Origin of the sequence: Polaribacter irgensii 23-P (assembly GCF_000153225.1) — a bacterium.
Classification (GTDB): Bacteria; Bacteroidota; Bacteroidia; order Flavobacteriales; family Flavobacteriaceae; genus Polaribacter; species Polaribacter irgensii.
Genome location: NZ_CH724148.1, coordinates 2,678,375 through 2,690,688 on the forward strand (window position 1 = coordinate 2,678,375; position 12,314 = coordinate 2,690,688).

Annotated in this window: 9 protein-coding genes; 3 read left to right on the top strand and 6 right to left on the bottom strand. The window is 34.9% G+C overall.

Annotated elements, in window-relative coordinates:
- Positions 1-77: 77 nt before the first annotated feature.
- The 4 genes from dapA to PI23P_RS11900 form a co-directional block, all read right to left on the bottom strand.
- On the bottom strand, positions 78-959 hold the full coding sequence (dapA, locus tag PI23P_RS11885; RefSeq protein WP_004571121.1) for a 4-hydroxy-tetrahydrodipicolinate synthase: 882 nt from the start codon (positions 957-959) through the stop codon (positions 78-80).
- 105 nt (positions 960-1,064) lie between these two features.
- A complete protein-coding gene (locus PI23P_RS11890; RefSeq protein ID WP_004571122.1) occupies positions 1,065-1,580 on the bottom strand; it encodes a DUF6913 domain-containing protein in 516 nt (171 codons plus the stop codon).
- A 175-nt stretch (positions 1,581-1,755) separates the two neighbouring features.
- Entirely contained in the window at positions 1,756-5,412 is a 3,657-nt protein-coding gene (locus tag PI23P_RS11895; protein ID WP_004571123.1) for an ABC transporter permease/M1 family aminopeptidase, read from the bottom strand.
- A gap of 85 nt (positions 5,413-5,497) precedes the next feature.
- On the bottom strand, positions 5,498-6,388 hold the full coding sequence (locus PI23P_RS11900; protein ID WP_004571124.1) for an ABC transporter ATP-binding protein: 891 nt from the start codon (positions 6,386-6,388) through the stop codon (positions 5,498-5,500).
- Between the two features lie 149 nt (positions 6,389-6,537).
- Here PI23P_RS11900 and PI23P_RS11905 point away from each other — a divergent pair, with 149 nt between their 5' ends.
- From PI23P_RS11905 to PI23P_RS11915, 3 genes are all read left to right on the top strand, one after another.
- Complete coding sequence (locus tag PI23P_RS11905; protein WP_026288484.1) at positions 6,538-7,626, top strand: M42 family metallopeptidase; 1,089 nt, start codon at positions 6,538-6,540, stop codon at positions 7,624-7,626.
- A gap of 152 nt (positions 7,627-7,778) precedes the next feature.
- On the top strand, positions 7,779-8,936 hold the full coding sequence (locus PI23P_RS11910) for an aminotransferase class V-fold PLP-dependent enzyme (RefSeq protein WP_004571126.1): 1,158 nt from the start codon (positions 7,779-7,781) through the stop codon (positions 8,934-8,936).
- Between the two features lies 1 nt (position 8,937).
- Positions 8,938-9,480 (top strand): NUDIX hydrolase, encoded by a 543-nt coding sequence (locus PI23P_RS11915; RefSeq protein ID WP_004571127.1) that lies wholly within the window; start codon positions 8,938-8,940, stop codon positions 9,478-9,480.
- Positions 9,481-9,547: 67 nt separating this feature from the next.
- Here the strand turns inward: PI23P_RS11915 and PI23P_RS11920 are convergent, their stop codons facing one another.
- Together PI23P_RS11920 and PI23P_RS11925 are read right to left on the bottom strand one after the other, a co-directional pair.
- Positions 9,548-10,321: a DUF6503 family protein gene (locus tag PI23P_RS11920; RefSeq protein ID WP_004571128.1), complete on the bottom strand. Its 774-nt coding sequence runs from the start codon at positions 10,319-10,321 to the stop codon at positions 9,548-9,550.
- 63 nt (positions 10,322-10,384) lie between these two features.
- Positions 10,385-12,151 (bottom strand): ABC transporter ATP-binding protein, encoded by a 1,767-nt coding sequence (locus PI23P_RS11925; RefSeq protein ID WP_004571129.1) that lies wholly within the window; start codon positions 12,149-12,151, stop codon positions 10,385-10,387.
- Between the last annotated feature and the right edge of the window lie 163 nt (positions 12,152-12,314).

Below are 12,314 nucleotides of genomic sequence, written 5' to 3' on the forward strand. Positions count from 1 at the left end.
CTAAAAGTTAAATTCACCGCTGTAAGGTTGTTACTTTTCAAACAAAACAAAAAGAAATTCCCGTTTTTTTGAGATCATTAAGCTTTAAAAGAGCTCACAAAATTAGCAATATTCTCACCAAGTTGTGCAGATGCCTTTACCAATGGTAAGCGAACTTCATTGCCACAAATTCCTAATTCTTTTAACACTGTCTTTACTCCAGCAGGATTATTTTCCTCAAAAATTGCATCGATAATGGTCATCAACCTAAAATGAATGGCATATCCCTCTTTATTTTCACCTTTCAGACCACAATTAATTAACTGAGAAAACTCTTTTGGATACGCTTGTCCAATTACAGAAATCACACCTGCTCCACCTGCCAATGTGATGCCTAATGCCAAATCATCGTCTCCAGAAATCACCAAAAAACCAGCTGGCTTGTTTTTTAACAACTCTAAATATTGTTGCATATTATTGCCCGCTTCCTTTACCCCTACAATATTTTTAAAATCCTTTGCCAGACGAATTGTTGTGAACGCATCCATGTTTTTTGCAGTTCTTCCAGGAACATTATACAAGATAATTGGTTTTTCAGTAGCTTCAGAAATGGCTTTAAAATGCTGATAAAACCCCTCTTGGGTAGGTTTAGTGTAGTATGGTACAACCGATAAAACACCATCAATATGAGTTAAATCTAGTGTTTTTATTTCCTCAATAACTGCCAACGTATTGTTTCCACCAATCCCTAAAACTAAAGGAACTCTATTTGCCGTCGCCGCTACAATACATGCTGTAATTTGTAATTTTTCTTCTAAACTAATAGTGGCACTTTCTGCAGTAGTACCATTGATCACTAAATAGCGCGTTCCATTTTCAATATTGAAATTTACCAAATGTGTGAGTGCTTTAAAATCTACACTTAAATCTTCTTTAAAAGGGGTCACTAAAGCAACTCCCATTCCTACAAATTTTTGCATCGTACTGATTATTTAGAGGGACAAAACTACACTATTAAGATTGATTTTTGAATGGATTTATCAGAGGATCGGAAGAATACACAATTTTGAAAGGAAAGTTTAATTTTAAAGTTTATTCACAATTTTCAAATACCTTTTCAACTCTGAAGTATAAGCCATCGTGTTTTCTATTTTCTCCGATATTTCTATTTCATATAGCTGAGAATTTACTCCCGAAAAACCAACTTTAAAATGCGCCTTGGATTGTAATATAGCAGTTTCTAAAAAAATATTATGCCTTTGAAAATACCCAATTATCAAATCTAAAGGCTCCTCTAAAAAAACCTGGAAATTAGTGTTTGTAAACCTCCCGCTCCAACTCATGTCATTTTCGGTAAAGTGTTTGTATGAAAACACATCCGTCTTACTAAATTTACGAAAACTGTATATCTTTGCATTTTTAATACCTAAGACAGCGGCTATTTCACGCTCTAAATCTATTTTTGACGAAATTTCTTCTAAAGTAATAATTCCAACAGATTGAATTTTATATGAAGAAATGGTTCGATCAACCTCAGTTTGCGCTAATAAAGTATCAAATTTATTTTTTAGGACGGCATGCTTCAGTCTTTTAAATATCATTTGTAGTGGAATTTAAAATATAAAAATAACATTTATTTTGTTACTATTGTTCATGACATAAACTGATTTCATAGTTTCTCTATTCGTTTAATTGTCCGAGTCTAAAAATACCTGCACTTGCATACCATTCTCTTACAACTGCTTAAAAAGCGAGCTCCTATAATGACAAAATAAATTAGAACTTCTTGCGATTGTCATCAGACTTGGTATCTATTAATTTATTAAACGGATCTATTCCAACTTCCAAAGGCTCTTCAGCAACGATGAGCGTAATTTTATTGTGAATTTGGGTTATCTTATGCTTTTTAAAATAGAGTTGCTTCTCTTTCTTTTTACCAGCTACTTCTTCTTCTGAGAAAACACCAACATCTATATAATCTGCCAAAGGAACCGACAAAAGCGCAGTGCTCATCTGAGCGGATTGATAACTTAAAGTATCTCCTACTTTTTCTCCATAATACTTCTTCCCTTTTTCATCATTTCTATACTTAGACACTTCAAATTCAATATCTACTTGATAGGTATCATTTTCTAATTTTGTAGACTTCACTTCCACAATTCTATTCTTATAAAGCGTTATGGTTTCAAACATATCTTTAATAACATACTGCAGAGAATCGGGTGTCACTGCTCTAATATATTCCAACATCTCAATAGAAGTTGTATACGGTGGCTCTTGAAACTTTACTTTTTGAACGTACTCTTTTAAGGCTGCGTTTAACTTTTCTTCTCCTATATAATCACTTAAAGCATAAAAAACCATCGACCCCTTTTGGTAGTGAATATATCCTTGACCATCGTTATACATGAGCGGCTTTTCTCTTTTTGTTTCGCCCGTTCTCTGCAATAAATATCCGTCTAATGCCTCTTTTAGAAAGGTACGCATTTTCGCTTTCCCGTGCTGGTGCTCTAAAACCTTTAAAGAAACATATTCAGACATGCTTTCAGACAACATAGTTGCGCCTAAAACATCGGCTCCAATTACTTGGTGCGCCCACCACTGGTGTGCTACTTCGTGCACTGTAACGGCAAAAGGATAATCAACCCCATCTTCATTATCTTCTGCTACATCTGCAATAAAACCAAAGCCCTCAGAAAATGGAATTGTATTTGCAAAAGCTTGAGCGAAAGTACCGGCAGTTCTCGGAAACTCAATAATTCTAAGCTGTTTGTGTGTATATGGACTAAAATTCTTGGCATTATAAGCAAGTGAAGCTTTCATCCCTTTAAACATTCTGTCCAAATTATAAGCATGTGGCTTGTGGTAATAAATTTCCAAACTGATGCCTTGCCAAAGCTCTTTTTTAACCTCATATCTTGCCGAATTGAACGCGTAAAAGTTCAAAATTTTGCTGTCCATCTTGTAATGGAAATATTTACGTCCGTTTTTCACCCATTCTTTTTGCAAATAACCCGGAGCAATTGCGATCTGATCTTCTGATGTTGATACCGTAGCTTCAAAATCAATCCAATCAGAATCTTTAGAAATATACGTATTTCCTAAAGCTGTAGAGTCTGAAGGACTCGGACGTAGGTTATTCGGTGCTAAGTTGTATTTTCTTCGTGTTTTATTGTCTCTTAGCTCTCCCCTAGAGGTATACCCTAAGGTAGGAAACATGGACGCATTATTTATAAATGTTCCATTCGCTATAATCGGAGATTTTCGCTCAAACATGGTGTTCTTTTGGCTCTTAACATGCACCGTAAGTTGCAAAGAGTCTCCAGGAGGTATCCGCTTGTCAAACGCGTAGATGTCAAAATGAAATACTGTATCTTCCAAAACTAATGTGTTTGGCCTGTTGAATTCAAATGAACTTTCTAAAGCATTGTGATTTAAAAAGAGACTGTCTATAGCCTCGTTTGTTTTATTCACCAAAGTAAATACGGCACTTGCCTCATATGTTTTTTGTTTTGGAAAAAGAGCGACTTCAGCATTTACTGCAACCACCCTCGGTTGTTTGTAAGTTTCATACCTTTTGTAAGTTTTTTCCCACTGTACTGCATTTAACTCTGCTTGTTTAGAAGCTGAATTTTTTCTGTCCGGCTTTGTTTTTATAAAAATAACAATCCCCAAGCTTAAAAAAGCACTTAAAACAAGCGCTAAACTTACCTTATTTGCTACTGTAAATCTTTCTTTTGCAATATATACGCGCTCTGCAAAAGAATTTGGCAATCCTCTTACCCACATCAGGATACTTAAAATTAAAAGAACACTACCTCCTAAAACCCAGTACAACTTATACCATAGATATCTTGACAATGCAGAGCCATACCCATTCATATCTGAATAGCTGAAACCAGGACCTTCATTGTATTTTAAAACAGAACTTTCAATTCCAACAAGCGATAAAAACGGAATTCCAATCGCGATTATCAATAAAATAAAGAACCCTAAATATTGATTTTTAACCAATGTTTGTATAAAAATTGCCAACAGTGCCCAAATTAAATAGTTCAAGAACTTCAAACCATACAATTCCTTTAAATAATGACCGATTTCAAAGTCAAAATATCCTTGATAGATTTGAAACAGCATTCCAGAAACCATTATGACCGCTAATAAAACAAATTGCATTTTTAATACAGCAATGAGTTTAGAGAACAATAAAGTCCAATTTGGTATCGGTGTAGTATCAACCAAATGATTGATGCGCGCCGTTCTGGCTCTTTGCACCAATATGCCTGTGTATAAAAAAGTACAAACATTTAAAACTAATAGGCTAAAAACGTCTCCACCAGCTAACATTTGCCAAGTTACTGGTAGCGTATTTGTTCCAAAAATTTGGCCAGAACTAAACAACGTACCCACCAACAATAATACGCCCACAACAAGAATACAGAGGAATGGTAAACTCCGAAAAATATATTTAAAATCGAGGTTAGACAAACGCCACATCGTTTTTAAATTCTGAATAAAGGAGTAATTTTGAGTTACTTTTGGCAACTTTATTTTAGTAATTCCACTAAAATTTGTTTTAATCAACCTTTTTCCGCTTGTTTTTCTCAGTGAAATTACAACGGCATTTTGATTAAATTTAAAATATCTATACACCAACCCAAAAATCAAAGAGGAGATAACCAACCACAATAACCGATTATAAACAATAAGTTCTTTAATAGGAACTTGCAATTCATTTTGCTCAAATACTGTCCAATATTTCGTGTAATAACTCGCAGCTGAAGTCCCAAAAGGATCTAAAAAAGCTAATAAAGTTGCATGTTCTGGCTCTGAGAAAATACTAGAAATCGCACCTTGCACAAATAATAATAAAATGACCGTAATAAAACCTGCAGCTATATTTCTAGAAAAAGTAACCACTGCAAAAACTACTGCACCAAAAAAGAGCACATTCGGAATAATGTAAACGATATAGGATTGTACATACGGCATCAAACTAAAGTCACCCACAATAGCACTATTGGTGCCAGGAAAACGAAAGCCGATAATCATTCCCAATGCAATTCCAAAAACAATAATAGAGACCACTGCGATTCCACTAAAAAACTTAGCGAATAAATAATCCATTTTTGTAAATGGATAGGAATATAGTATCGTGTGCATTTCGCTTTTAAAATCTCGATAAATAGAAACTCCGATAATAGAAGGAAATAAAAAAAAGATGAAAACAGTAAATGCATTCAACAGGCCATTTACCTTAATTGGAGAATTTACGATCTGAGAAGATCCCGTTGTGCCTGTAATACCGTCCCAAATACCGGCGGTTGTTGCAGATATCAAAAATGATAACAACAAAAATATAATTGCATAAATGTAAAATACAGGCTTGTTAAACCAATATTTGAGTTCTTGTTTGAAAATAATTGAAAACATAAATAGAAGTATTAGGAAATGTGCGTAGGCCGGTAAAACTAAAATCTGATTAAAAGTTAAAATTCTGAATTTTTAAGAACTGCTTTTAACTGGTTAAAACGGGCTCATCTTGTTTTAAAGCTATAAAATACACGTCGTCTAATTGTGGTGCTGACACCACAAAGTCGTCAGAAGGTCTTACTACTGCATGCACCCTAATATTTAGCGTGTTGTTTGGATTAAAGTTGCGAGATAAGACATTGTATAACTTCATATTTTCCTCTAAATCATCTTTCTCAATAATTTTTGTCCAAATAGTATTTTCTAGCTCTTTTGTAGCTTGTTGCGGTGTAGCATGCTTGAGAATCTTCCCTCCATTCAAAATGGCCATTTCATTGCACAATTCCTTAACATCTTCGACAATATGCGTTGAAAAAATTACCGTACAGTTGCTGCCCACTTCGCGCAAAACATTTAAAAAACGCTGTCTCTCTGCCGGATCTAAGCCTGCTGTTGGCTCATCTACAATAATTAACTTTGGGTTGTTTAAAAGTAATTGTGCAATGCCAAAACGCTGTTTCATTCCGCCAGAATACCCAGCAACATTTTTATGCCTTACCTCGTATAAATTCGTGATTTCTAAAACTTCTTTAACAATCGCTTTTCTCTCCACCTTATTTGAAATTCCTTTCAATGTTGCAAAATAATCTAACAACTCTTCTGCAGACATTTTTGGATATACACCAAAAGACTGTGGCAGATAACCCAGCACTTTTCTCAAGGACATGTTGTCTTCCAAAACATCAATATCTCCAAAAGTAATAATACCCGAATCTGGGCTTTGTAAAGTGGCAATCGTTCGCATCAATGAAGACTTTCCAGCTCCATTAGGACCCAATAAACCAAACATTCCAGTACCAATTTCTATGCTTAAATCATCAATGGCTTTCACACCATTTTTGTATGTTTTCGTTAGATTCTTAATTACTAATTTCATCTGGTTTTTTTTTATAGTTTTGACTTTGGCAATAAGTACAAAAGTAAGCTCTTTTGTTACATTTTTTTGTGATTTTTTTAATAGAAATCACAAAAAATCGCTTTAATTTTACGCAATTGAAGCAATTAATCAATTTTACAAAAAATACAATGGCAAAAAAAACAATACTAAATAAAGAATCGCTTTCATTTTTAGAAAAATATTTGAATAATGCTGCTCCTACAGGATACGAGTGGGAAGGTCAAAAAATTTGGATGGAATACCTAAAACCGTATGTTGATACTTTTATTACAGATACCTATGGATCTGCTGTTGGTGTGATCAACCCAGAAGCAAAATACAAAGTAGTTATTGAAGGACATGCAGATGAGATTTCTTGGTATGTAAATTATATTTCTGATAATGGATTGATATACGTGATTAGAAATGGGGGTTCAGATCATCAGATTGCACCCAGTAAAATCGTGAATATTCATACTAAAAAAGGCATTGTAAAAGGTGTTTTTGGATGGCCAGCAATTCATACACGAGACAAAGCGCATGAAGAAGCTCCAAAACCAGAAAATATTTTTATCGATACAGGATGTGCCACAAAATCAGAGGTTGAGAAGTTAGGCGTGCACGTAGGATGTGTCATTACCTATCCAGATGAATTTCACATCTTAAACGGAGATAAGTTTGTTTGCAGAGCTTTGGACAACAGAATGGGAGGTTTTATGATTGCCGAGGTCGCTCGCTTGTTGAAAGAAAATAAAAAGGAATTGCCTTTTGGATTGTACATCACAAATTCTGTTCAGGAAGAAATTGGACTGCGTGGAGCTGAAATGATTACACAAACTATAAAGCCTAATGTTGCTATTGTTACCGATGTTACCCATGACACTACAACCCCAATGATCGATGTCAAAAAAGCAGGACTTTTAGAATTAGGAAAAGGACCCGTAATTGCATATGCACCAGCCGTACAACAAAAATTGAGAGATTTAATTACAGAAACTGCAGAAGCAAATAAAATTCCTTTTCAGCGCTCTGCGTTGTCGAGAGCAACAGGAACGGATACAGATGCGTTTGCATATAGCAATGGCGGTGTTGCCTCTGCGTTAATCTCGTTGCCATTAAGATACATGCACACCACTGTAGAAATGGTACATCGAGAAGATGTAGAAAATGTAATTAAAATGATCTATGAAACACTATTGAATATCAAAGGCGGAGAGACTTTCTCTTATTTTGAATAGTAAACTTATTAGATACTGTCGGTTTAAGTAAACGTTAAAGACAGAAAAAAGTACATCGAGAACGTTTGCATTTAATGTTCTCGATGTACTTTTTACTTATAGTATGCTTCATGACAAAGAGCAGAACGCTCAACGTAATTATTTCGTAATTAATGAAACTAAACAACCAAAAACATCTCTTTAGTGTACCAGAAGAAATAACGTATTTAAATATTGCAAGTCAATCACCCTCTTTCAAAGCAATCGAAAAAGCAGGAATTGAAGGTGTTTTAGAAAAAAGCCATCCCTATAAAATTATTGGAAACAGTTATTTCGAACCTGTAAAAGAGGTAAAGAAACTCTTTGCAGAGCTCGTTGATGTTTTTGATTATAACAGAATTGCAAATATTCCTTCCGCCTCTTACGGGTTTGCAACCGTAGCTAATAATATCACCTTAAAAAAGAACGATGAGATTCTTCTAATTGACGCACAATTTCCTAGTAATTATTATGTCTGGGAAAAATTAGCAAAGAAATTTGGTGCAAAAGTTAAAATAGTTTCCATGCCTGATTCAAAATTAAACAGAGGTGAAAACTGGAATAAGGCTATTTTAGAATCGATCTCTGACGCGACTGCTGTTGTTACTTTAGGAAATATTCACTGGGCTAATGGAACCTTATTTGATCTAAAGTCCGTTAGAAGAAAAACAACAAAATACAAAGCTTTACTAATTGTTGACGGGAGTCAATCCGTAGGCGTATTGCCTTTTTCTGTGAAAGAAATAAAACCAGATGCATTAATTTGTGCTGGCTATAAATGGTTGTTTGGACCTTATGGTTGTGGCTATGCATATTTTGGAGAATACTTCGATAACGGAAGTCCAATTGAAGAGAACTGGTCCAATCGATTGAATAGCGAAAACATGGGCAATCTAGCTACTTATGAGCCGCAATACAAACCTTTAGCAAATAGATATTCTACAGGAGAACACGCAAGTTTTATTTATATAAAAATGCAAATTGAAGCGCTGAAGCAAATTTTGATTTGGATACCCGAAAGGATTCATGCATATTGCCAAGAAATTACTTCTGAAGCAATAATTACATTAAAAGAAAATGGCTGTTTTATTGAAGATAGTAATTTTCGTTCCCATCATTTATTTGGCGTAGAATTGCCCAGTAAATTAGATGTTGAACAGTTAAAAAAAGAGTTACTAAAAGAACAAATTTTTATCTCTTTTAGAGGAAATTATATTCGTCTCTCTTGTCATTTATACAATACAAAAGAAGACTTTAAAAAACTAACCAATTGTATTTTATCTTGCCTTTAAAATGGATGAACTTATAGATATATTGACTCCTGACGGCCAACCAACTGGAAAAACGGCCTTAAAATCGGAAGCACATAAGAACGGGTGGTTTCATGCTACAGCACATATTTGGTTCTTTACATCCGATAAAAAAGTACTACTGCAAAAAAGAGCCCTCACTAAAAAGGTATTTCCAGGCATTTGGGATATTTCTGTTGCGGGACATATTGGCGCAGGGGAAGCCGTTTTAGAAGGCGCAAAAAGAGAAATTTTAGAAGAAATCGGTTTAAAGCTAGAAAATGAAGACTTGTTTAAAATTGCGACTAGAATTCATCAAGTAAAGCACAAAAACGGAATTCAAGACAACGAGCACCATCATGTTTTTATTGCAGAATTAAAAGTTGATATTGCTTCTTTAACCATGCAAAAGGAAGAAGTTGACGGTTTAGAATTGTGGGATCTTGACGTTTTAAAAAAAACAAATAACTTTAAAAACGTCTTATTGCCTCAGTTTCATGGCTATTATGCTGCTGTTTATGATAAAATCATAAAGCATTTAGCATGAGTACACGCTCCATAGAGAACAAGTAAGCTTCTAAGGGATAGACACAGTTATTCAGAATACGTACAAATTACTTTTGAACACCCACTGGTTTTTCAAAAAAAGAGTTTGCTAGTTTTGCTTTACTAATCAATGGAAATGTAAATTTCACAGGAGCTCTTGCAGCTTCTGAAGGCATCCCGCGAGCATCCATTTGATACCAAGTTATTTCGCTTGGCAATACCAAACCTCCTGTATTTTCCCATACATCATACTTGATCAAGTGATATTCTGTATTTACTTCTTTAGAATTAAACGTAACCGTGTATTTCAACCACTCCATCTGAAAGGTTTCTGGATGGTAATACACGATATAATTGTCATCTGGAGAAGATCCAATGTTCCCCTTATATGAAATTTTGTATCCAGGATATTGCACCCCTTCAAACGACAAGTCTGACACTTTCTCGTATCTGATCCCATTGTCTGCCAATACAAAGGGCATTGCATAAAAATAAAAATATAAATTGTAGTAAAAAGCAGGGTTTCCTTTATACATTCCCTTTTCAAGCTCGTCTAGCCAAACAATTCTGCCGTCAAAACCCATAGAATAATTAGGCGCAGTCACCACTGTTTTTCGAGACCTTAGATCTGCTATGTGCACTTCCTCTCCTTTATTAAAGGAAAGTGTTTGTGCTTCCTTCCAAGCATTCAAGCTCCCGTGCTTTTTAAAAACCTTGCCAAGCTCAATTGGGAATGCATTGGGCGCTCCTGCTATTGAAAACTTATTCTCAGCTGCCTTTGTAGTTTCTTTTTTACAAGAGAATGCAATAATTATGCAGGCTAATAAAAGTACCTTTTTCATTTCTTGAGTCTGTTTAATATTCTAGGTCGCTTATAAAAGCACTACTTACAAAAAGAAGACCCTTTATATTTTTGATTGATAGGTGAATAAATCAAAATACCGCCCAGCAGCTGCAATCAACTCGTCATGGGTTCCTCTTTCTACAATACTACCTGCCTCTACTACTAGAATCTGATCTGCCTGTTTTATCGTGCTCAATCTGTGCGCAATCACAATCGTAGTTCTGTCTTTCACCAATTTTGACAAACTTTGCTGAATTAAAGACTCACTTTCAGTATCTAAACTAGAAGTTGCTTCATCTAGGATTATAATTTTTGGATCGGCTAAAATTGCTCTTGCAATTGCCAATCTTTGCCGCTGTCCTCCAGAGAGCTTTACGCCACGCTCTCCTATCAATGTATCCAACCCGTCATCAAATCGATCTGTAAACTCGTTTACATAGGCAGCTTTCACTGCACTTTGCAGTTCTTGCTCAGTTGCATCTGGCCTTGGAAATAAAATATTTTCTCTAATGGTTCCCTCAAATAAAAATTCATCTTGCAATACAACTCCTAAATGCTTTCGGTAACTCGAGAGTTTTACTTGCGCAATGTCCTGATTGTCGATGGTTATTTTACCTGATTCTGGATTTAAAAAGGTAGCTGACAACCCAGCAATTGTAGATTTCCCAGAACCAGAACTACCAACCAATGCGGTTACCGATCCTGCGGGAACTTGAAAACTAATATTGTTCAACACCTCTTTTCCTGCCTCATATGAAAAACAAACATTGTCGAAAATAATTTCTCCCTGAATCGTTTTTAAATTTATTGTTCTATTTTCATCATCTTCTTCAGCTGGCATGTTCATAAGCTCTTCGGTTCGATCTAAACCAGCCAACGCTTCTGTCAATTGACTTCCGATATTACTCATTTGTAAGATCGGAGCAATCATTAAGCCCAATAGAAAAGTAAACGATAAGAAATCCCCAAACGTCAGTTCACCTGACATAATTTTATAACCACCAATTCCCATAATTCCCGTAGAAGCAATCCCTAACAGAAAAGTTGCAGAGCTTGTCATAATTGCAGTTGCTGTCAAACTCTTTTTTACATTCTGAAATAATTTATCTACACCTTTTTCAAAAGTTTCGTTTTCCTGCGCTTCTGCATTAAAAGCTTTAATCACCCGCACTCCAGACAAGGTTTCTACCAATCTTCCGTTTACTTCCGCATTAATTACCCCTCGATTTCTAAAAATCGGACGAATGTATTTAAAGGCCTTTAAAGCAACTACCCCAAAAACTGCGATAGGAACGAGCACAAAAAAGGTCATGGAAGGACTAATTTTAATTAACAAAAACATAGAAATTATCGCCGTTATTGTACCTCCTACTAACTGCACTAAACCCGTACCAATTAGATTCCGAACGCCCTCTACATCGGTCATAATTCTAGAAACCAATGCGCCAGATTTTGTATTGTCAAAAAAACGAATGGGCAAAGACAGTACTTTCTTTTGAACTTGTGCTCTTAATTCTGATATTAAATATTGTGCTTGTACACTTAAAATACGCGTCAATAAAAAGGAAGTTACCGATTGCAGCAATATTGCCGCTCCAACAACCAACAATAAGGCATACAAAGCCTCATAATCTTTATTAGGAATGACCTCATCTAATAATTCTTTTATTTTTAAAGGTGCCACTAAACTTGAAAGCCTGCTCAATACAATTAATATCAAGCCTATAAATACCAATTTCCGTTTTGGCCAAATAATTGTTTTAAACGCTTTAAGAATTGAAATTTTTGGTTTCTTTTTATCTTGTTTTGTCTCTTTTAAATGTTGCATGATGTAGTTTAAAATTACTTTAAATTACAAATCAATATACATGCCAATCAAAAGAATTCTGACATTTTTACAAAAAATTGTCAATTATGTGCTGCTATAAAATATGTGCGATAAAAAGCTACAATATTTGTGACAGCAATAACGTTCTCAACAGATTATTATA

Bases quoted from the DNA above. Each gene is read 5' to 3' on its own strand.
- dapA (WP_004571121.1), bottom strand. From the start codon at position 959: ATGCAAAAATTTGTAGGAATGGGAGTTGCTTTAGTGACCCCTTTTAAA.
- PI23P_RS11890 (WP_004571122.1), bottom strand. From the start codon at position 1,580: ATGATATTTAAAAGACTGAAGCATGCCGTCCTAAAAAATAAATTTGAT.
- PI23P_RS11895 (WP_004571123.1), bottom strand. From the start codon at position 5,412: ATGTTTTCAATTATTTTCAAACAAGAACTCAAATATTGGTTTAACAAG.
- PI23P_RS11900 (WP_004571124.1), bottom strand. From the start codon at position 6,388: ATGAAATTAGTAATTAAGAATCTAACGAAAACATACAAAAATGGTGTG.
- PI23P_RS11905 (WP_026288484.1), top strand. From the start codon at position 6,538: ATGGCAAAAAAAACAATACTAAATAAAGAATCGCTTTCATTTTTAGAA.
- PI23P_RS11910 (WP_004571126.1), top strand. From the start codon at position 7,779: ATGAAACTAAACAACCAAAAACATCTCTTTAGTGTACCAGAAGAAATA.
- PI23P_RS11915 (WP_004571127.1), top strand. From the start codon at position 8,938: ATGGATGAACTTATAGATATATTGACTCCTGACGGCCAACCAACTGGA.
- PI23P_RS11920 (WP_004571128.1), bottom strand. From the start codon at position 10,321: ATGAAAAAGGTACTTTTATTAGCCTGCATAATTATTGCATTCTCTTGT.
- PI23P_RS11925 (WP_004571129.1), bottom strand. From the start codon at position 12,151: ATGCAACATTTAAAAGAGACAAAACAAGATAAAAAGAAACCAAAAATT.